The organism is Streptomyces sp. NPDC107575 (assembly GCF_055657265.1).
Window position 1 is genome coordinate 247,719 of sequence record NZ_JBVKBG010000003.1, and the last position, 21,016, is coordinate 268,734.

General features: G+C 69.7%; 14 protein-coding genes and 1 tRNA gene. 6 read left to right on the forward strand and 9 right to left on the reverse strand.

What is annotated here, in order from left to right:
- Both ACZ7L4_RS14370 and ACZ7L4_RS14375 read left to right on the forward strand, forming a co-directional pair.
- Complete coding sequence (locus tag ACZ7L4_RS14370; protein WP_472104002.1) at positions 1-840, forward strand: ABC transporter ATP-binding protein; 840 nt, start codon at positions 1-3, stop codon at positions 838-840.
- A complete protein-coding gene (locus ACZ7L4_RS14375; RefSeq protein ID WP_472102407.1) occupies positions 837-1,553 on the forward strand; it encodes an ABC transporter ATP-binding protein in 717 nt (238 codons plus the stop codon). The genes ACZ7L4_RS14370 and ACZ7L4_RS14375 overlap by 4 nt, the downstream gene beginning before the upstream one ends.
- A gap of 68 nt (positions 1,554-1,621) precedes the next feature.
- On the opposite strand, the gene ACZ7L4_RS14380 is transcribed toward ACZ7L4_RS14375, so the two are convergent.
- Positions 1,622-2,278: an ANTAR domain-containing response regulator gene (locus ACZ7L4_RS14380; RefSeq protein ID WP_450815324.1), complete on the reverse strand. Its 657-nt coding sequence runs from the start codon at positions 2,276-2,278 to the stop codon at positions 1,622-1,624.
- Positions 2,279-2,376: 98 nt separating this feature from the next.
- Here ACZ7L4_RS14380 and ACZ7L4_RS14385 point away from each other — a divergent pair.
- Both ACZ7L4_RS14385 and ACZ7L4_RS14390 read left to right on the forward strand, forming a co-directional pair.
- Positions 2,377-2,459, forward strand: a tRNA-Leu gene (locus ACZ7L4_RS14385).
- A gap of 84 nt (positions 2,460-2,543) precedes the next feature.
- Entirely contained in the window at positions 2,544-3,419 is an 876-nt protein-coding gene (locus ACZ7L4_RS14390) for a transposase (RefSeq protein ID WP_472102408.1), read from the forward strand.
- On the opposite strand, the gene pyk is transcribed toward ACZ7L4_RS14390, so the two are convergent.
- Positions 3,334-4,770, reverse strand: coding sequence for a pyruvate kinase (gene pyk, locus ACZ7L4_RS14395; RefSeq protein ID WP_472102410.1), 1,437 nt, complete (start codon positions 4,768-4,770; stop codon positions 3,334-3,336). The genes ACZ7L4_RS14390 and pyk overlap by 86 nt on opposite strands.
- Positions 4,771-4,912: 142 nt before the next feature.
- On the reverse strand, positions 4,913-5,611 hold the full coding sequence (locus tag ACZ7L4_RS14400) for an SIMPL domain-containing protein (RefSeq protein ID WP_472102412.1): 699 nt from the start codon (positions 5,609-5,611) through the stop codon (positions 4,913-4,915).
- Positions 5,612-5,724: 113 nt separating this feature from the next.
- Here ACZ7L4_RS14400 and ACZ7L4_RS14405 point away from each other — a divergent pair, with 113 nt between their 5' ends.
- The gene (locus ACZ7L4_RS14405; RefSeq protein WP_472102414.1) at positions 5,725-7,530 is read left to right on the forward strand and encodes a bifunctional metallophosphatase/5'-nucleotidase; all 1,806 of its coding nucleotides are present in this window, start codon (positions 5,725-5,727) and stop codon (positions 7,528-7,530) included.
- Between the two features lie 8 nt (positions 7,531-7,538).
- Here the strand turns inward: ACZ7L4_RS14405 and ACZ7L4_RS14410 are convergent, their stop codons facing one another.
- The 5 genes from ACZ7L4_RS14410 to ACZ7L4_RS14430 all read right to left on the reverse strand — a co-directional run bounded on the left by ACZ7L4_RS14410 (position 7,539) and on the right by ACZ7L4_RS14430 (position 15,871).
- Positions 7,539-8,981, reverse strand: coding sequence for a lysine N(6)-hydroxylase/L-ornithine N(5)-oxygenase family protein (locus tag ACZ7L4_RS14410; protein WP_472102415.1), 1,443 nt, complete (start codon positions 8,979-8,981; stop codon positions 7,539-7,541).
- The gene (locus ACZ7L4_RS14415; protein WP_472102417.1) at positions 8,978-10,426 is read right to left on the reverse strand and encodes a pyridoxal phosphate-dependent decarboxylase family protein; all 1,449 of its coding nucleotides are present in this window, start codon (positions 10,424-10,426) and stop codon (positions 8,978-8,980) included. The genes ACZ7L4_RS14410 and ACZ7L4_RS14415 overlap by 4 nt, the downstream gene beginning before the upstream one ends.
- Positions 10,427-12,059: 1,633 nt before the next feature.
- Positions 12,060-14,549 (reverse strand): aminopeptidase N, encoded by a 2,490-nt coding sequence (pepN, locus tag ACZ7L4_RS14420; protein ID WP_472102419.1) that lies wholly within the window; start codon positions 14,547-14,549, stop codon positions 12,060-12,062.
- Between the two features lie 125 nt (positions 14,550-14,674).
- Positions 14,675-14,998: a chorismate mutase gene (locus tag ACZ7L4_RS14425; RefSeq protein WP_472102420.1), complete on the reverse strand. Its 324-nt coding sequence runs from the start codon at positions 14,996-14,998 to the stop codon at positions 14,675-14,677.
- A gap of 6 nt (positions 14,999-15,004) precedes the next feature.
- Complete coding sequence (locus ACZ7L4_RS14430; RefSeq protein WP_472104003.1) at positions 15,005-15,871, reverse strand: helix-turn-helix domain-containing protein; 867 nt, start codon at positions 15,869-15,871, stop codon at positions 15,005-15,007.
- A 159-nt stretch (positions 15,872-16,030) separates the two neighbouring features.
- Between ACZ7L4_RS14430 and ACZ7L4_RS14435 the strand changes: the two genes are divergently transcribed.
- Positions 16,031-17,776: a glycoside hydrolase family 35 protein gene (locus tag ACZ7L4_RS14435; protein WP_472102422.1), complete on the forward strand. Its 1,746-nt coding sequence runs from the start codon at positions 16,031-16,033 to the stop codon at positions 17,774-17,776.
- A gap of 46 nt (positions 17,777-17,822) precedes the next feature.
- On the opposite strand, the gene ACZ7L4_RS14440 is transcribed toward ACZ7L4_RS14435, so the two are convergent.
- The gene (locus ACZ7L4_RS14440) at positions 17,823-20,909 is read right to left on the reverse strand and encodes an endo-alpha-N-acetylgalactosaminidase family protein (protein WP_472104005.1); all 3,087 of its coding nucleotides are present in this window, start codon (positions 20,907-20,909) and stop codon (positions 17,823-17,825) included.
- Positions 20,910-21,016: the final 107 nt, after the last annotated feature.

Here is a 21,016-nt window from a genome sequence, read left to right on the forward strand (position 1 = left end):
ATGACGACAGTGCTCCAGGCAAGCGGCGTCACCATGCGCTTCGGCGGCCTCACCGCAGTACGCAACGTCGACCTCCACGTCGACCAAGGCGAAATCGTCGGCCTCATCGGCCCCAACGGCGCCGGAAAAACCACCTTCTTCAACTGCCTCACCGGGCTCTACGTCCCCACCGAAGGCAAAGTCTCCTACCAGGGCAACACCCTCCCGCCCCAACCCCACCTCGTCACCAAAGCCGGCGTCGCCCGCACCTTCCAGAACATCCGCCTCTTCGCCAACATGACGGTGCTGGAAAACGTCCTCGTCGGCCGCCACACCCGCACCAAGGAAGGCCTCTGGTCGGCCCTCCTCCGAGGCCCCGGATTCCGCAAGGCCGAACGCGGCAGCGAAGAACGCGCCATGGAACTCCTCGAGTTCATCGGCCTCTCCCACAAGCGCGACCACCTCGCCCGCAACCTCCCCTACGGAGAACAGCGGAAGCTGGAAATCGCGAGGGCGCTCGCCAGTGAACCCGGACTTCTCCTGCTGGACGAGCCGACAGCGGGCATGAACCCGCAAGAAACCCGCGCCACCGAAGAACTGGTCATCGCCATCCGCGACAAGGGCATCGCCGTCCTCGTCATCGAGCACGACATGCGCTTCATCTTCAACCTCTGCGACCGCGTCGCCGTGCTGGTCCAAGGCGAAAAACTGGTGGAGGGCACCAGCGAGGTGGTCCAGGGCGACGAACGCGTCATCGCCGCCTACCTCGGCACCCCCTTCGAAGGCGCCCCCGAAGACACCGCCATCGAAGAAGTCCAGGCCGCGGAGGCCCAGGCCGGCGGGGAAGGAAACGACCAGTGACCGCACTGCTCGAGGTCGAAGACCTCAAGGTCGCCTACGGCAAGATCGAAGCCGTCAAGGGCATCTCCTTCAGCGTGGAAGAGGGCCAAGTCGTCACCCTGATCGGCACCAACGGCGCCGGCAAGACGACAACCCTGCGCACACTGTCGGGCCTGCTGAAACCCTCAGGCGGCAAGATCAGCTTCGCGGGGCAACCACTGGCCTCCGTCCCCGCCCACAAGATCGTCGCCATGGGCCTCGCCCACTCCCCCGAAGGCCGCCGCATCTTCCCCCGCCTCACCATCGCGGAAAACCTCCAACTCGGAGCATTCCTCCGCCGCGACCAGGCAGCCGTCGAAAAGGACATGCAGCGGGCGTACGAGCTGTTCCCCATTCTGGGAGAGCGCAGGAAGCAGGCAGCGGGAACCCTGTCAGGCGGCGAGCAGCAAATGCTGGCCATGGGACGGGCGTTGATGTCCCAACCGAAGCTGTTGATGCTGGACGAACCGTCCATGGGCCTGTCGCCGATCATGATGCAGAAGATCATGGCGACCATCAACGAACTCAAAGCCCAAGGCACCACCATCCTGCTCGTCGAACAGAACGCCCAGGCGGCACTCTCACTCGCCGACCAGGGACACGTGATGGAGGTCGGCTCCATCGTGCTGTCGGGCAGCGGAGAAGACCTGCTCCACGACGAATCCGTACGGAAGGCGTACCTCGGCGAGGACTGATGGCTTTACGTGAATGTGGCCCGTGCCCCTCCAAGGGACACGGGCCACATTGACTGGCGTGGTGGAACTCAGCCCTTCGACGCCTTCTTCTCCTCGGCGTCCTGAATAACCGCCTCGGCAACCTGCTGCATCGAAAGACGACGATCCATCGACGTCTTCTGAATCCAACGGAACGCCGCCGGCTCCGTCAGCCCGTACTCCGTCTGAAGCACCGACTTCGCCCGGTCCACCAGCTTCCGCGTCTCCAGGCGCTGCGTCAGGTCCGCGACCTCGTTCTCCAGCGTCTTCAGCTCCGTGAAACGCGACACTGCCATCTCGATCGCCGGCACGACGTCACTCTTGCTGAACGGCTTCACCAGGTACGCCATCGCACCGGCATCGCGCGCACGCTCCACCAGGTCGCGCTGCGAGAACGCGGTCAGCATCAGAACCGGGGCGATCGACTCACCGGCGATCTTCTCCGCCGCGCTGATGCCGTCCATCTTCGGCATCTTCACGTCGAGGATCACCAGATCGGGCTTGTGCTCACGGGCCAGCTCGACGGCCTGCTCGCCGTCGCCGGCCTCGCCCACGACGGAGTAGCCCTCTTCCTCGAGCATCTCTTTGAGGTCGAGGCGGATGAGGGCCTCGTCCTCGGCGATGACGACGCGGGTCGTCAGCGGCGGGACGTGCGACTTGTCGTCGTCGGCTGCGTCTACGGGCTCGGGCGTCTCGGGGGCGGTCACGGGGGCGCTCCTTGTTCGGGCAGGCGGTGTGCTGCTGCCCTAAAGCCTACCTAGCTGCGACTCGCGTTCATGAACCGGTACACTCAGCGCAGTGCCGAGCCGGGTTGGTGGAACGGTATACACGGAGGTCTCAAACACCTCTGCCTGAGAGGGCTTGCGGGTTCGAATCCCGCACCCGGCACAGACCAGAAAGCGGATGCTCACGTTCTCGTGAACATCCGCTTTCTGCTGCGTGGCGTGACGACTCCTCACCCAGAGTGTTCGCATGGAACAGCACAGCCCTTCCCTTCGGGAACGCGCGATCGAACTCATGCGGCAAGGCGTCCCGAACCGGGAGGTCGCTGAGCGCCTGGGCGTGCCCAGGGGCACCGTCGGCTGGTGGCGCAGCGAAGACCGGCGCGCCCGCGGTGAGGTGTACAGGCAACCGACGGACTGCCCTCGGTGCACCGGCCGGAACTTCGACCACGTCGCCTACTCATACCTGCTCGGCCTCTACCTCGGAGACGGCCACATCGTCTCCAAGCCCAAGCAGAACCACCTGTCCATTTTCTGCAACGCCACCCAGGTCGGCCTGATCGCCGCCGCCGAGGAGGCCATGCGCAAGGTCATGCCGAACCCAGGTGTGGGCAGGCACCAAAAGATCGGCTGTACCGAGGTGAAGTCCTACACCAAACACTGGACCTGCATGTTCCCTCAGCACGGCCCCGGCAAGAAGCACGATCGGAAGATCACGCTCGCGCCCTGGCAGCAGCAGATCGTCGACGCCCACCCGTGGGAGTTCCTCCGGGGCCTCATCCACTCCGACGGGTGTCGGATCACGAACTGGACGACCCGGCTCGTCGGTGGTGAGCGGAAGCGCTACGAGTATCCGCGGTACTTCTTCACCAACAAGTCCGACTGCATCCGGCAGCTGTACACCGACACCCTCGACCGGCTCGGCGTCACGTGGACGCACTGCACCCGCCACGGCAACCCGTACAACATCTCGGTAGCCCGCAAACAGGACGTGGCCCTGATGGACGTCCACATCGGCCCCAAATACTGTATGCCACCCTCTACTTGGGGCTGTCGTCCTCGCCGATGTGGTGGATGCGGACCAGGTTCGTGGAGCCCGCCACCCCGGGAGGGGAGCCCGCCGTGATGACGACGACGTCGCCCTTCTTGCAGCGGCCGATCTTCAGGAGTTGTTCGTCGACCTGGGCGACCATCGCGTCGGTGGAATCCACGTGCGGCCCCAGGAACGTCTCCACGCCCCACGTGAGGTTGAGCTGCGAGCGCGTCGCCGACTCCGGGGTGAAGGCCAGGAGCGGGATCGGCGAGCGGTAGCGGGAGAGCCGGCGGACGGTGTCGCCGGACTGTGTGAAGGCGACGAGGAACTTGGCGCCGAGGAAGTCGCCCATTTCGGCCGCCGCGCGGGCGACCGCTCCGCCCTGGGTGCGGGGCTTGTTGCGTTCGGTGAGGGGCGGGAGGCCCTTGGCGAGGATGTCCTCTTCCGCCGCTTCGACGATGCGGCCCATGACCTTGACCGTTTCGATGGCGTATTTTCCGACGCTGGTTTCACCGGAAAGCATGACGGCGTCGGTGCCGTCGATGACGGCGTTCGCCACATCGCTCGCCTCCGCCCTGGTGGGCCGGGAGTTGTCGATCATCGAGTCGAGCATTTGGGTCGCGACGATGACGGGCTTGGCGTTGCGCTTGGCGAGTTTGATGGCGCGCTTTTGGACGATCGGGACTTGTTCGAGGGGCATTTCGACGCCGAGGTCGCCGCGGGCGACCATGATGCCGTCGAATGCGGCGACGATGTCGTCGATGTTGTCGACGGCCTGGGGCTTTTCGACCTTGGCGATGACGGGGAGCCGGCGGCCTTCTTCTTGCATGATGCGGTGGACGTCTTCGATGTCGCGGCCGCTGCGGACGAAGGAGAGCGCGATGACGTCGGCGCCGGTGCGCAGGGCCCAGCGGAGGTCTTCCTGGTCCTTGTCGCTGAGGGCGGGGACGGAGACGGCGACGCCGGGGAGGTTGAGGCCCTTGTGGTCGGAGACCATGCCGCCTTCGATGACGCGGGTGCGGACGCGGGGTCCGTCGACTCCGGTGACTTCGAGGGTGACCTTGCCGTCGTCGACGAGGATGCGTTCGCCGGTGGTGACGTCTTCGGCGAGGCCGTCGTAGGTGGTGCCGCAGGTTTGGCGGTCGCCTTGGATGCCGCTTTCGACGGTGATGGTGAACTCGTCGCCGCGTTCGAGTAGTACGGGTCCTTCGCTGAATCGGCCGAGTCGGATCTTCGGGCCTTGAAGGTCGGCGAGGATTCCGACGCTGCGGCCGGTCTCGTCGGAGGCCTTTCGCACGCGCTGGTAGCGCTCCTCGTGTTCGGCGTAGGTGCCGTGGCTGAGGTTGAAGCGGGCTACGTCCATTCCGGCTTCGACGAGTGCCTTGATCTGCTCGTACGAGTCGGTGGCGGGGCCCAGGGTGCAGACGATCTTTGCTCGGCGCATGTATTCGACCCTAGACCTTACCGACGGGTAGAGAATTGGTCGGTCATGACTACTCAACAACCTTTACGTGAAGGGCTATTGACAAGGCTTGTATTTGGGCGACACAGCGCTCTGATGAGCGGTCGAGTGGCTCGCCGTGTGGTCACAGTGTCGGCGGGTGCATCGTAAAGCGGGCGTTGACCTCGGCTCGTACGCGCTGGCGTTGGGGTTCGAGGTCGAGTGCGGGGGCGGGGTCCGTGTCGGCGCCGGCGAAGGCGGCCATGCGCATGGCGCCGGGTGGGGGCATGGGGCGGTCGGCCATGGGGTTGTCGGCGCCGATGTCGGCGATTTCGATGAGTGCGGCGAGGGTGGTGCCGAGGGCTTCGGCGTATTCGCGGGCGCGTTGGACGGCTTCGCGGACGGCTTGTTGGCGGGCTTGGGCGTGGACGGGTGAGGTGGGTCGCAGGGACCACCAGGGGCCGTCGACGCTGGTGAGGTCGAGGTCGGCGAGGCGGGTGGTGAGTTCGCCGAGTGCGGTGAAGTCGGTGAGGTCGGCGGTGATGTGGACGCGGCCGTGGTAGGTGCGGATGCGTTCGCCGCGGCCGCGTTTGGTGAGTTCGGGGGTGATGGAGAGGGCGCCGGTGGCGGTTTTGTCGACGGCGTCGCCGTAGCCCTTGATGAGGTCGAGTACGTGGGTGTTGCGGCGGGTGAGGTCTTCGAGGGCGGTGCGGCGGTCGGTGCCGCGGGCGGCGACGGTGATGCCGATGCGGGCGATCTCGGGTTCGGCCTCGATGTGGGCTTCGCCGCGGACCGCGATGCGGGGGGCTTCGGGGGTGGCGGTGGGGTGGTGGTCGTTGGCCATGCGCCCACCTTGTCATCATCGAAACGAAACCTCTTGAGGCTGTTGCGAGTTGGGGTTGGTGAGCAAGAATCTACGCGCGTCGCTATGGCGTACACGTAGACGAGGAGACGTCGATGTCGTTGGACCGTAGATCCTTTCTCGCCAGTTCGGCCGCGTCCGGTGCCGGGGTGGCCCTGACGGGTGCGGTGGCCGCGCCCGCTTCCGCGGCGGGGGCGAAGCCGAAGAGGCCGAAGAAGCGGTACGCGTTCACCGTGATGGGGACGACGGATCTGCACGGTCACGTCTTCAACTGGGACTACTTCAAGAACGCGGACTACGCGGACGCGGCGGGCAACGCGCAGGGTCTGGCGCGGGTGTCGACGCTGGTGGATCAGGTGCGTGAGGAGAAGGGCCGGGGGAACACCCTGCTCATCGACGCGGGGGACACGATTCAGGGGACCCCGCTGACGTACTACTACGCGAAGGTCGATCCGATCACGGCGGCCGGTGGTCCGGTGCATCCGATGGCACGGGCGATGAACGCGATCGGGTACGACGCGGTGGCGCTGGGCAATCACGAGTTCAATTACGGCATCGAGACGCTGCGGAAGTTCGAGTCGCAGTGCGAGTTTCCGCTGCTTGGCGCGAACGCGGTGGATGCGAAGACGGAGAAGCCGGCGTTTCCTCCGTACTTCATGAAGCGGCTGCGGACCCCGCACGGCAAGGATGTGAAGGTGGCGGTGCTGGGTCTGACGAATCCGGGGATCGCGATCTGGGACAAGGCGTATGTGCAGGGTGTGCTGAAGTTCCCGGGCCTTGAGGAGCAGGCGGCGAAGTGGGTGCCGAAGTTGCGGTCGATGGGCGCGGACGTGGTGATCGTGTCGGCGCATTCGGGGGCGTCGGGGCAGTCGTCGTACGGGGATCAGGTGCCGTATGTGGAGAACGCGGCGGCGAATGTCGCGAAGCAGGTGCCGGGGGTCGACGCGATTCTGGTCGGGCACGCGCATGTCGAGATCGAGCAGCAGCTGGTGGTGAATGAGGAGACCGGGAAGACGGTCGTTCTTTCCGAGCCTCTTTGCTATGCGGAGCGGTTGACGTTGTTCGACTTCGATCTGGTCTGGGACAAGGGCCGTTGGACGGTCGAGTCGGTGAGGGCGTCGCTGCGGAACACGAATGCGGTGGCGGACGATCCGGAGATCTCGAAGCTGATGCGTGAGCAGCACGAGGCGGTGGTGGAGTACGTCAATCAGGTCGTGGGGACGGCGAAGCAGACGCTGACGACGGTGGACGCCCGCTACAAGGATGCGCCGATCATCGATCTGATCAACAAGGTGCAGGCGGATGTGGTGGCGAAGGCGCTGGAGGGCACGGAGTACGCGAAGCTTCCGGTGCTGTCGCAGGCGTCGCCGTTCTCGCGTACGTCGGAGATTCCTGCGGGTGAGGTGACGATCCGCGATCTGTCGAGCTTGTACGTGTACGACAACACGCTGGTGGCGAAGGCGATGACGGGTGCGCAGGTGCGGGCGTACCTGGAGTACTCGGCGGAGTATTTCGTGCGGACGGCGGCGGGCGCGGCGGTGGACGTGGACAAGCTGACGAACGCGGGCAATCGGCCGGACTACAACTACGACTATGTGTCGGGGTTGTCGTACGACATCGACATCGCGCAGGCGGCGGGGTCGCGGATCAAGAACCTGAAATTCGAGGGGAAGGATCTGGATGACGCGGCGCAGTTCGTGTTCGCGGTGAACAACTATCGGGCGAACGGTGGTGGCGCGTTCCCGCATGTGGCGGCGGCGAAGGAGCTGTGGTCGGAGTCGACGGAGATCCGGACGCGGATCGCGGAGTGGGTGACGGCGAAGGGCGTCCTCGACCCGGCCGATTTCGCGTCGGTGGACTGGCGGTTGACGCGGGACGGGACGCCGGTGTTCGCGCAGTAGGTGGCGGGTCAGTCCTGGAGTTTGACCATGGTGCCGCGCTCCCCTGTTTGTTGTCCGGGCAGGGGGGCGCGGTTTTCGTGTCCGGTGAGGCCGAAGGTGGTGAAGGCGGTGCGCCGGGGTTGGGGGTAGGGGTCCTTGCCGGTCAGTGAGTTGAGGATGGTGGCGCTGCGCCAGGCGGCGAGTCCGAGGTCGGGGGCGCCGACGCCGTGGGTGTGGCGTTCGGCGTTCTGTACGTAGACGGAGCCTTGGACGCGGTTGTCGAGGACGAGGCGGAACTGGTCGTCGATGCGGGGTCGTTGGGACTGGTCGCGGCGCAGGTAGGGGTCGAGTCCTGTGAGCATGCCGCTGAGGGGGCGTTCCTTGTAGCCGGTGGCGAGGACGACGGCGTCGGTGGTGAGGCGGGAGCGGGTGCCCTGTTGGCGGTGTTCGAGGTGGAGTTCGACCTTGGTGGCGGCGACGCGGCCCGCGGTGCGGATGCTGACGCCGGGGGTGAGGGTGGCGTCGGGCCAGCCGCCGTTGAGGGTGCGCTGGTAGAGCTCTTCGTGGATGGCGGCGATGGTGTCGGCGTCGATGCCTTTGTGGAGTTGCCATTGGGCGGGGACGAGCCGGTCGCGTTCGGCTTCGGGGAGGTGGTGGAAGTAGTGGCTGTAGTCGGGGGTGAAGTGTTCGAGGCCGAGTTTGCTGTATTCCATGGGTGCGAAGGCTTCGCTGCGGGCGAGCCAGTGGATCTTTTCGTGGCCTGCTGGGCGGGAGCGGAGCAGGTCGAGGAAGATTTCGGCGCCGGACTGGCCGCTGCCGATGACGGTGATGTGGTCGGCGGCGAGCAGGCGTTCGCGGTGGGTGAGGTAGTCGGCGGAGTGGACGACGGGCACGGTGGGGGCGTCGGCGAGTGGTTTGAGGGGTTCGGGGATGTACGGGGCGGTGCCGACGCCGATGGCGACGTTCTTGGTGTAGGTGCGGCCGAGGGCTTCGGCTTCGCCTTCGGCGTCGAGTTGGGTGAAGTCGACTTCGAAGAGGGAGCGTTCGGTGTTCCAGCGGACGGCGTCGACCTGGTGGGAGAAGTGGAGTCCGGGGAGGTTTTCGCTGACCCAGCGGCAGTAGGCGTCGTATTCGGCGCGCTGGATGTGGAAGCGCTCGGCGAAGTAGAAGGGGAAGAGGCGTTCGCGGGTCTTGAGGTAGTTGAGGAACGTCCAGTGGCTGGTGGGGTCGGCGAGGGTCACCAGGTCGGCGAGGAAGGGGACTTGGAGGGTGGCGCCTTCGATGAGGAGGCCGGGGTGCCAGTGGAAGGCGGGGCGTTGTTCGTAGAAGGCGGTGTCGAGTTCGGTGAGGGGGTGGGCGAGGGCGGCGAGGGAGAGGTTGAAGGGGCCGATGCCGATGCCGACGAGGTCGCGGGGTTCCTCGGTTGGCGGGGTGGCGGGCTTGGGGGTGGGCCCGGCGGGTGCGGCTGTCATCGGGGCGTGTGTCCTTCCACCAGTTCCAGGAGGGCGGTGAGGTCTTCGGGGGTGGCGTGCGGGTTGAGCAGGGTGGCTTTGAGGTGGAGCTTTCCGTCCATGCGGGCGCGGCCGAGGACGGCGCGGCCTTCGGTGAGCAGGGTGCGGCGGATGGCGGCGATGGTCTCGTCGGTGGCGCCGGTGGGCCTGAAGAGGACGGTGGTGAGGGTGGGGGTGTCGTAGAGCTCGAAGTGGGGGTGTGCGTCGATGAGTTGTGCCAGGTGGTGGGCGAGGGCGGTGACCTGGTCGACGAGCTCGGCGAGTCCGGTGCGGCCGAGGGCTTTGAAGGTGACGGCCGTTTTGAGGATGTCGGGGCGGCGGGTGGTGCGCAGGGAGCGGCCGAGGAGGTCGGGGAGGCCGGCTTCGGTGTCGTCGTCGGCGTTGAGGTAGTCGGCCTGGTGGCCGAGGGCGGTGGTCTCGGTGGTGTCGCGGACGGCGAGGATGCCGGCGGCGACGGGTTGCCAGCCGAGTTTGTGCAGGTCGAGGGCGACGGTGTGGGCGCGGGCGAGGCCGTGGAGTTTGGGGGCTTCGCGGGGGCTGAAGAGGGCGCCTCCGCCGTAGGCGGCGTCGATGTGGAGGCGGGCGCCGTGCCGTTCGCAGATGTCGGCGATTTCTGGGAGCGGGTCGATGAGTCCGGCGTCGGTGGTGCCTGCGGTGGCGGCGACGAGTTTGGGGCCGGGGAGCTCGGTGAGTGCTTCGTCGAGGGCGGCGGGGTCGAGGGTGCCGGCGGGGGCGGGCACGGTGACCGGTTCGGGCAGGCCGAGGAGCCAGGCGGCGCGGGTGAGGCTGTGGTGGGCGTTGGCGCCTACGAGGAGGCGGACCGGTTCGGCGGTGTGTTCGGCCTGTGCGGCTTCGCGGGCGAGGAGGACGGCGAGCTGGTTGGCTTCGGTGCCGCCGGTGGTGATGAGGGCGTCGGGGGTGGGGGGTGGGGTGGTCGGGGTGCCTGGGGCGTGGGGGGTGTGAGTGGTGTGGGTGCTGTGGGTGCCGTAGACCTCGTGGGCGAGGGTTGTGGTGACGAGGGCTTCCAGGGCGGAGGCGGCGGGGGCCTGGTCCCAGGAGTCCATGGAGGGGTTGAGGGCGCTCGCGGCGAGGTCGGCGGCGGTGGCGACGGCCAGCGGCGGGCAGTGCAGGTGGGCCGCGCAGAGCGGGTCGGCGGGGTCTGCGGCGCCTTCGGCGAGGGCGGTGACGAGGGTGCGCAGCGCGTCTTCGGGTCCTGTGCCGTGGGTGGGCAGCAACTCTCCTACGTCGTGGTGGAGTTGCGCGGTGACGGCGTCGGGGCCGCCGGCCGGGAGGGGGCCGCCTCGGTGGGCGGCGCCCTTGTGCAGCGCGTCGAGGACTGTGGCGAGCAACGGCCGCAGGGCGTCGGGGCCTTGGGTACCTCCGGCGAGGGGCGGCGTGCTGCGCATACGGGTCCTTTGCGTGGTTGGCGTACGTGATGCATCAGCTTGCCTTTTGCCTGCTGATGCGTCCGCCGTACCGGGGAAGCTGACCCGAAAGTGGTAGGGGTGGGGGTGGGTGGGGGTGGCCCTGTGCTAAGCCCCTCCGGGGGGTGCGGGTGGGGTGGGCTGGTGGTCGGTGGGTCGGGGGGGCGATGGCCCGGGTGGGCTTCTGTCTGGCGGTGCGTGGTGTCTGGCCCGTTCCGCGGCCATCTCCCTCCGGGGGCTTCGGCTCGACCGGGGCGCGGCTCCCTTCCATCGCCCTTCGGGCTCGTGCGCCTCGTCCAGGAGCCGGGCCTGACGAGGACGGCTTCCGTCTGGCCCGTTCCTCGCCCATCTCCCACCCGCCCGCCCCCTCCGGGGGCTACGGCCCGACCGGGGTGCGGCTCCCCTGGCCCGCGCCGGGGTCGGCCCCAGGGGCTGCGCCCCGGCTTCCCACCGCCCTTCGCGCTCGTGCCTCTCGATCACGAGCCGGGCCTGACGAGGACGGCTTCCGTTTGGCCCGTCCCTCACTCATCTCCCACCCGCCCGCCCCCCTCCGGGGGCTACGGTCCGACCGGGCTCGGCTCCCCTGGCCTGTACCGGGGTCGGCCCCTGTCGCCCTTCGGGCGCGTCCTCAAGCGCCGGAGGGGCTTGATGGGGCAACCTGAGCCGCCGCCGGTAGGTGCCTCTCCCACTCGCGCGGATCAACGGTCCCTGGGCTCCGGAGGCGAACGGACACGCGGCATCCGGCAACCGGCACGCCTGTCTCGCTCACGGCTGACGGTAGCCGTGAGCGATGGGGCTTCCCGGAAGCGCCCCAGGTGACGTGGCAGTCACGCCGGACCGGGAAGTACGGCACCCCGTCAGGCCGACGCCCCTGGAGGGGGCGGGTGGGAGATGGGCGGCGGAAGGGGCAGGCGTACTCGGGCGCAGCGTGCGCGTCGGCCCAGGTGCCGGACACGGCAGCACCCCGCTCCGCGAGACAGTCACGACGACCGCAAGCACGGCACCCCGTCGGGCCGACGCCCCCGGAAGGGGCGGGTGGGCGGGAGATAGGTGGGGGACGTGGGCAGGCGTACTCGGGCGCAGCGTGCGCGTCGGCCCAGGTGCCGGACACGGCAGCACCCCGCTCCGCGAGACAGTCACATCGACCGCAAGCACGGCACCCCGTCGGGCCGACGCCCCCGGAAGGGGCGGGCGGGTGGGAGATGGCCGGCGGACGTGGGCAGGGTCACGGGGCACCCTGTGTGCGGCGTGCCGGTTGTCGGTGTCGGCGATGGCCCGGGGGCTGGATCCCGGTGACAACAGGCGTCGCCCGGGGCCGGGTCCCGTACGAGGGCGGCAAGTGTCGCCCCGGTGCGGGTCGGAGGCCGGGCGCCGCGTACCGGCCCCAGATCCCGCACCCCGGTGCGGATCGGAGGCCCGGCGCCGCGTACCGGCCCCGGGGCCCGCCCCGATACAGGTCAGAGACCCCGGCGCCGCGCACCGGCCCCAGAGCCCACCCCCGGCACAGGTCAGAGACCCCGGCACCGCCCACCGGCCCCAGGGCCCAGCCCCCGGCACGGGTCAGAGACCCCGGCGCCGCGCGTCAGCCCAACGGCCCCCGCCCCGCCCGCCCGGTCTACGCCCCGCGTACCCGCAACGCCCGGCGGAGGTCGTCCAGTTGGTCGGTCAGTTTGCGGCGCAGGGCGGGGGTGGCCGACGCCACGTGCTGGTCGCCCGCGCGGAGCGTGTCCGTGTCGATGGCGTACACGGGGAACGCGTGGCGGCCCGCCGCCTCGGCGATCGCGGGGCCGCGGCGTGCGGCGAGTTCGATGGCGTCGGTGAAGTAGCGGGGGACGTAGTCCCGCAGGAGGCCGGCCTGTTCGGGTTGCCAGAAGCCTTGGGCGGTGGCGGCGAAGAGGTAGTTGGACAGGTCGTCGTCGGGGTTCGTCGTGAACATCGCGGCCCAGGCCTCCGCCTTGGTCTGCGGGTCGGGCAGGGAGGCGCGGCAGCGGGCGGCGCCCTCCTGTCCCGTGGCGCTGGGGTCGTGGGCGAGTTCGGCCTCGATGACGGCTTCGTCGACGGCGCCGAGGACGCTGAGCCGGCCGAGGATGCGCCAGCGCAGTTCGGGGTCGAGTTCGGGTCCGCCGGGGACTGCCCCGGAGTCGTACCAGTCGCGGATGACGTCGGCGTGGCGTGCGGCGTCGATGAGGTGGCGTACGGCGGTGAGGCGGAGCCCGGGGTGGCTGCCGTCCTCGGTGCGGCGGACGAAGTCCTCGCACAGGGCGGTGATGAGGTCGAGGGCCTCGGGACGCTCCGCGGGGTGGGTGTAGCGGTCGGCGACCTGGGTGTGGGCGAAGGCGAGGACACCCTGGACGAGGGCGAGGTCGCTCTCCTCGGGGAGGTGGGCGGCGACGGCTTCCAGGTAGGTGGCGGGTGCGAGTGCGCCGTCGCGGACCATGTCGCGGAGCGTGTTCCACACGATGGTGCGGGTGAGGGCGTCGGGGATGCCGGCGAGGTCGCGCAGGGCGGCTTCCTGGGACGCCGCGTCGAGGCGGATCTTGGTGTAGGTGAGGTCCTGGTCGTTGGGGACGATCAGGGCGGGGCGGCGGCCGTTGAACGTCAATTCCTGTCCGCTGCCCGGGACTTCCGCGTCGATGCGTTCGCGCAGGGCGAGTCCGCGTGTGTCGGCGGGCGCGGGGTCGTACAGACCGATGGCGATGCGGTGGGGGCGGCTGCCCTCGCGGTCGACGGTGAGCGTCCAGGTGTCGTCGTGCTCGGTCACGGTGGTGGTGAGGGTGTCGACGCCGGTGGTGCGCAACCAGGCGTCGGCCCAGGCGTGGACGTCGCGTTCGGTGCCGGTGGCGAGGGATTCGATGAAGTCGGCGAGGGTGGCGTTGCCGAACTTGTGGCGCTTGAAGTGGGTGTTGATGCCGGCGAGGAAGTCCTTCTCGCCGAGCCAGGTGACGAGTTGGCGCAGGGCGGAGGCGCCCTTGGCGTAGGAGATTCCGTCGAAGTTGAGGAGCGCGGAGGCCGTGTCGGGCACGGATTCGGGGGCGACGGGGTGGGTGGAGGGCCGCTGGTCGGCGTCGTATCCCCAGGTTTTGCGGGCGACACCGAAGTCGATCCAGGTGTCGGTGTACCGGGTGGCTTCGGTGAGGGTCTGGTAGCCCATGTATTCGGCGAACGACTCGTTGAGCCAGATGTCGTCCCACCATTTGAGGGTGACGAGGTCGCCGAACCACATGTGGGCCATTTCGTGGGCGATGACCATGGCGCGGGTCTGGCGTTCGGTGTCGGTGACGGCGGAGCGGTAGACGAATTCGTCGCGGAAGGTGACGAGGCCGGGGTTCTCCATGGCGCCGGCGTTGAATTCGGGGACGAACGCCTGGTCGTAGGAGTCGAAGGGGTAGGGCTCGTCGAACTTCTCGTGGTAGCGGTCGAAGCACGCGCGCGTGGCGTCGAGGATCTCGTCGGCGTCGGCGTCGAGGTACGGCGCGAGGGAGCGTCGGCAGTGCAGGCCGAAGGGCAGGCCGCGGTGTTCGGTGCGGATGGAGTGCCAGGGGCCCGCGGCGACGGCGACCAGGTAGGTGGAGAGGAGGGGCGTCGTGGCGGCGCGCCACGTGCCCTCCCCCAGGTGTTCGGTGACGCCGTTGGCGAGGACGGTCCAGCCTTCGGGGGCGGTGACGGTGAGGTCGAAGCGCGCCTTGAGGTCGGGCTGGTCGAAGGCGGCGAAGACGCGCTGGACGTCCTCCATGAACAGCTGCGTGTACGTGTATGTCTCGCCGTCGGTGGGGTCGGTGAAGCGGTGCATGCCCTCGCCGGTGTGCGAGTAGCGCATGGCGGTGTCGATGCGCAGTTCGTGGGGGCCTTCGGTGAGGCCGGTGAGCGGGAGCCGGTTGTCGGCGAGGGTCGCGGGGTCGAGGGGCTGCCCGTCGAGGGTGGCGGAGCGCAGGTCGGCGGGCTTGAGCTCGACGAAGGTGTCGCCCGCGGTGCGTGCGGTGAAGCGGATCGCGGTGCGGGAGTCGAAGGTGTCGTCGCCGACGGTGAGGTCGAGGGCGACGGTGTATCGCTCGACGTCGATGAGCTGGGCTCGGGTCTGCGCTTCGCTGCGCGTCAGTACGGGCATGCGGTAATGCTGCCGCATGCCACCGACATCGGGACAGGGTGGATCTTGTTGCGGTCGGCCGGGGTTGCGGTCGCGGGGCGCTGCCCCGGACCCCGCGCCTCAATCGCCGGCGGGGCTTGATTTTGTCAGCGTTTGGTGTGTTCTGCGATTTGTTCGTGGTGGCGGATGACCTCGCTGATGATGAAGTTGAGGAATTTCTCCGCGAAGGCCGGGTCGAGTTTGGCGTTCTCGGCGAGTTGGCGGAGGCGTTCGATCTGGCGGGATTCGCGGGCCGGGTCCGCCGGGGGGAGGTCGTGTTCGGCCTTGAGGTGGCCGACCTGCTGGGTGCACTTGAAGCGCTCGGCGAGCATGTGGACGACGGCGGCGTCGATGTTGTCGATGCTGTCGCGCAGGCGGGCGAGCTCGGCGCGCACGGCCGGGTCGACGTCGTGGGGATTGCTGGTGGTCATGACGGGTCAGCCTACGTGGAGCATGGGTGGGTCGTCGGGGTCGGGGATCTTGTCGGACCAGCCGCCGGGGACGGCACGGCCCTGTTGTTCGCGGAAGCGGACGGGTGCGGTGCCGACGCGGCGGGTGAAGAGGCGGGAGAAGTAGGCGGGGTCGTCGTAGCCGACGCGGCGGGCGACGGCGGCGACGGGGAGTTCGGTGGCGGCGAGGAGTTCCTTGGCGCGGCCGAGGCGGATGCCGAGGAGGTAGTCCTTGGGGCTGCAGCCGGCGCCGCGGCGGACGGCGGTGCGCAGTGCGGCGGGGGTCATGCCGTGCCGGGCTGCGTGGGCGGCGACGGACAGGGGCTGGAAGGCGTCGCGGGCGAGGGCCGTCAGGACGGGGTCGCCGCCCTGGGCGAGGTCGGCGCGGGCGCGGCGCAGGGCGACGAGGAGTTCGTGGACGGCGGCGCCGGTCTCGACCTCGAGCAGGGGGTTGCCGCGGCGGGCGGCGCGGGCGATACGGCCGACGGCGGCGCGGGCGGGGGCGGGATCGGTGAGGGGGACGAGGGGGCGGTCGGGTTCGATGTAGCCGAGTTCGGTGTACGTGGTGGTGGCGGGGCCGGTGAAGTCGACGAAGCACTCGTCCCAGCCGGTGTCGGGGTCGGCGCCGTAGTGGTGGGGGCGTCCTGGGGTGAGCCAGATCAGGGCGGGGGCGGTGACGGTGCGGCGGTGGCCTTCGGGGTCCTGGTACCAGCCGCTGCCTGCGGTGACGACGACGGCGACGTGGTGGTCGAGGGTGCGGGGGCCGACGGTGGGCAGCAGGCCGTGCTGGAGGCCGACGCCGAGGCAGACGAGGCCGAGGCGGTGGTGGGCCGGGCTGGGCGTGAAGTACCGCATCCAGGTGTGGTACGTGGGCAATTGTCCCCTCCCGTGGTGGTTCGTGCGGGCGTCCCCGTCCAACACCGGCCGATCTTTGTCCATGGACCCCGTCGGCCGCCAGAGGTGAGGGTGGCGGCCGGTGGGTGATGCGGCCCATCTGGCGCGGAGGAGCACGTGATGACGGATTTCCGGGTGGGCGGGGACGCCTTCGAGGTGGACGGGCGGCCGGTGCGGCTGCTGTCGGGGGCGCTGCACTACTTCCGGGTGCACGAGGAGCAGTGGGCGCACCGGCTGCGGATGCTGCGGGCGATGGGCCTGAACTGTGTGGAGACGTACGTGCCGTGGAATCTGCACGAGCCGCGCCCCGGTGAGGTGCACGATGTGGCGGCGGTGGGGCGGTTCCTCGATGCCGCGCGGCGGGAGGGGCTGTGGGTGATCGTGCGGCCGGGGCCCTACATCTGTGCGGAGTGGGAGAACGGTGGGCTTCCGCACTGGGTGACGGGGCGGCTGGGGGCACGCGCGCGTACCGGGGACCCGGAGTTCACGGAAGCGGTCGAGCGGTGGTTCGGGGTGTTGTTGCCGCAGGTCGTGGAGCGGCAGGTGGACCGGGGTGGTCCGGTCCTCATGGTGCAGGTGGAGAACGAGTACGGCAGTTACGGCTCGGACCGGCGCTATCTGCGGGCGCTCGCCGACCTCCTGGTGGGGCTCGGGGTGACGGTGCCGCTGTTCACGTCGGACGGTCCCGAGGACCACATGCTGACCGGGGGTTCGGTGCCGGGGGTGCTGGCGACGGTGAACTTCGGGTCACGCGCGCGTGAGGCGTTCGCGACGCTGCGCGGGCATCAGGCCGCGGGGCCGTTGATGTGCATGGAGTTCTGGTGCGGCTGGTTCGACCACTGGGGCGCGAAGCACGTCGTGCGGGATCCGCGGGAGGCGGCGGACGCGCTGCGGGAGATCCTGGAGTGCGGGGCGTCGGTGAACCTGTACATGGCGCACGGCGGGACGAGTTTCGGGGGCTGGGCGGGCGCGAACCGGGGTGGTGGCGCGCTGCACGACGGTCCCCTCGAACCGGATGTCACGTCGTACGACTACGACGCGCCGATCGACGAGTTCGGCCGGCCCACGGAGAAGTTCTGGCTGTTCCGCGAGGTGCTCGCCGAGTACGCGGAGGGGCCGCTGCCGGAGGTGCCGCCACAACCGGCGGCGCTCGCGGGCCCGGTCTCGGCGGAGCTGACGGCGTTCACGGCCCTGGACGGGGTCCTTGAGGCGCTGGGCGGCCCGGAGGCGGAGCACGCGGTGCCGCCGTCGTTCGAGGACCTGGACGTGGACCGTGGCCTGGTGCGGTACGCGGTGACGGTGCCGGGGCCCCGGCAGCCGTATCCGCTGCTGGCGCGCGGTCTGCGGGATCTGGCGACCGTGTACGTCGACGGGGTGCGGGCCGGGGTGCTCACGGAGGAGGAGCCGCGGCTCGCTGCGGATGTGGCGGGGCACGCGCGCGTGGAGCTGTGGGTGGAGTCCCTGGGGCGGGTCAACTACGGGCCGCGCACGGGTGAGCCGAAGGGCATCACGGGCGGCCTGCTGCACGAACGGCAGTTCCTGCACGGGGTACGGGCGCGGGGGCTGCGCCTCGACGCCATCACGGCTGCCGCGGTGGCCGAACTGCCGTCGCGCGCGCCGGACGGCGAGGGCCGGGGCCTGCACCGGGGCTCGTTCGAGGTGTCGGCCCCCGGCGACGCGGCACTCGAACTGCCGGGCTGGGGGCGGGGGTTCGTGTGGGTGAACGGTTTCTGCCTGGGCCGCTACTGGTCGGCGGGCCCGCAGGAGGCGCTGTACGTGCCGGGCCCCGTGCTGCGCGAGGGCGCGAACGAGGTGTGGGTCCTGGAGCTGGACGGGGCCGGGGAGCCGCGGCTTCTGCTCCGGTGAGGCCGCCCGTGGGCCCGGGGTGCTCCCCCGGGCCCACGGAAACCGATCAGTCGGCCTCGGTCACCTCGAAGGCGTCCAGAGCGAACTCGGCCGTGCCGTCATCGCCCGTCTTGCGCAGTCCGACCCAGGCCTCCCCCTTGTCCGGTGCCGTGAACTCGTAGGTGAGCGTGGTGGGTTCGGTGGCCACCGGCAGTTCCTCGCGGGACAGTTCCTTGGTCCCCGGGTCGTCGACCGCCGTGATCCAGGCGTACTGGCCGGCCTTCTCGTTCTCGTAGCGGAAGGTGACCCGGTACCGCTTGCCCGGTTCGAAGCGGGCCGTGTGCGGGACGGTGCGGTAGACGAGGCCGGTGTTCTCGCCGCGTGACTTGAGGGACTGGGTGCCGTCGACGACGTCGTCGATCGCCTTGCCGTTCCATCCGCGCTGCGTGTACGGCGCGTGCCGTTGGGCGATGTGGGTGCGCGGGTCGGTGGAGCCACCCGCGTCGCCCTTCACGAACGGGCCCCAGCCCTGGGGGACATGCTCGAAGTCCTCGTGAACCACGGTTCCGGCGGGCTGCTTCGGTGCGGGCGATCTCACGATACGTACATGGTCGAAGCGGACCCGGGCCGAACCGGACGCGGTGCGCAGGGCGAGGGTGACCGGGCCGCCGCCCTCGGGGACGGTGAAGTACGTGGTCATGCGCTGGAAGCGGGTGCCGTGCTTGCGGTCGGCGGCGACGTAGTTGCCCGCGGTCGACGTGTCGGTGCGGTTCGTGGCGGTCACGCCGTCGGCCGTGCGGATCTCCAGGGTCGCCGTGCGCCGCTCCCCCGCCTTGGCGCCGACCTCGACCTGCACGGAAGCCGCGTAGGAGCCGGGGGCGAGCCTGGTCAGGCGCTGGGAGACGGTGGCGGCGGCGCCGGATCCGATGACGAGTTCGTAGTCGCCGAGGTCGCTGCGCTCGACCGTGGCGGGCCCGGTGACCGTCCAGCCCTTCAGGGAGCCGGAGTTGAAGCCGGGGTCGTGCAGCGGGGTGCCCTGGCCCCAGTCGGGCGCGCGGTCGAGGTCGTTGCGGTCCCGGTAGACGACGTACGGCTGGTCGACGTCGGCCTTCAGCGTCACCTTGCCGCCGGACACGGGGACGTAGGAGACGAAGGTGCGGCCCTGGTCGGTGAGGCGGTACAGGGCCACCCGGCTTCTGCTCTCCCACGCGCGCGGGAGGCGCCAACTCGTGCTGCCGCCCTTGGGGTTGTAGTGGTACAGCTTCGCCGGGTCGGTGGCGCGGCGCGGTTCCCACGGCAGCAGATAGGTGCCGTCGTCGTACACGAGGCGGTCGTCGGTGGTGATGCGGCGGGCGCCGGAGGCGTCGGTGACGCTCGTGCGGGTGGCGCCGGAGAACGTGATCTCGTGCTCGCCCCACGACTTGATCGGCTGCGCCTGGAGGTACTTGGCGGGCAGCGAGTGCGTCCAGATGAGGCGGTAGAAGTCGGTCCAGTCGGTCTTGCCGGTCCAGCCCTCGAAGTTGCCCATGCGGGCGATGCCGAGGAGGGTCGGCCACTTGTCGGCGAAGACGTCCTTCTGGTGGTTGCGGATGAAGCGGATGAGCTTCGAGTTGATGCCGCGCGAGGTGTCGGGGCCGTAGTCGGTCTCGGTCGCCCAGTGGGACCACAGGGACGATCTCTCGAAGCCGTGGCCCCATTCGGAGGTGACGTTCCAGCCCTGTTCGCGGAAGGTGCGCTGGAGGCGGTCGGAGGTCCAGCCGGACTCGCGGAACACGTCGATGTAGAGGGTGTTGAGGCCGTCGTCCGTGTCGCGGCGCAGGTCGGCGAAGCGCCTGACGATGTCGCCGGAGACGAGGTCGCGGCGCTGGTCGATGCGGTAGCTCTGGTCGAGCCAGTCCCACTGCTCGTTCGTCTTGTCGACGAGCTTCTCGGAGAAGGCGTTGGCGACGGGGTACGACTCGGTGGCGTTGACGTGGACGCCGAAGTCGCTGTTCCACTTCTTGCCCTCGCGGACCAGGGTGTTGAGGTCGTCGAGGCCGCCCGCGCGCGTGTTGTAGTTGCCCGCGTAGTCGGGGTGCGCGGAGTCGTGGCCCTCGGACTGGTAGCCCTTGAGGAGCGTGTACTGGCGCAGCCCGTCGGTGGCGAGGTGGATCCGTTTGACGTTGTCGAGGGTCGCGAGGAACGGGTTGGTGGCCTGCGAGGCGAAGTTGAACGGGATGTGCGGGACGACCCGCAGGTGCTGCTCGTCGGCGCCGCGCGGCGTGTGGGCGATGTCGCGGAAGGCGATGGCGGCGTCCTGCCAGTCGACCTTCCCGTCGCCGTTTCGGTCGCCGGTGATGACGACGGTCGCGTACGGGAGGGGTTCGGTGGCGTCGACCGGGGAGGTGGCCGCCCTGTGTGTCCATTGTCCGGGAGCGAGGCGGGCGGCGGTGTGGCCGTCGCGGCGCACGGTCTCGCGCCACAGGCGGCCGTTCTCCCAGGTGGTTCCGGCGGCGCCGTCGGGCTTGTCGTAGCTGGTGTTCGTCTCGACGGCGCCGCCGAGCCTGTCGTGGGCGACGACGGCGTACGCGCAGCCTGTGGGGGCCTGGGCGGGGCTGTCGGCGGCCGGGGTGACGAGGGTGTCGCCGCTCTTGGCCTTGTCGAGCTGCACGGTCGCGGCGAGGAGGGCGGCGCCGGGCTGGTCGCTGCGCACGGACAGCAGGGCGAGGCCGGGGAACTGGAGGGTGCCGACGCGCAGTTGGGCCGTGTCGGCGATGCGTGTGACGCGCCAGTCGACCTGTTTGCCGTCGACGGCGATGCGGAGGTCGATCGTGGTGCCGCCCGACAGGGTGAGGCGGTAGTCGGCGTGGTCGGCGGCGGGCGCGCACGTCACCTTCGGGGTGTGTTCGGCGCCGTCGATCAGGAGCGTCGTGACCGGGTCCGGCTGCGCGTGCAGGACGGCGCCGGTGGCGCGGTCGGTGTAGGAGACGACGACGGGGAAAGTGGTGCTCACGCGGACGTCGAGGTCCTTGGAGCGGAGCACGGCGACGCCGTCGGCGGTCGGCGCGGCGGCCGCGGCGCGGGCCGTGCCGGGCAGTCCGAGGCCGAGCGCGACACCCGCCCCGCCGACCGCGCCGGCGGCGACGAGGGCCCTGCGGGTGGGGCCGGGCGACACCTCCTCGTACCCCGAGTCCTCCGCGTTCTCCCGGTTCTCCGACGGCTGGCCTTGGGGCTGCTCGGGCACGGCGCACTCCTTCTCACGGCGGCTTGGCGTGCCGATCA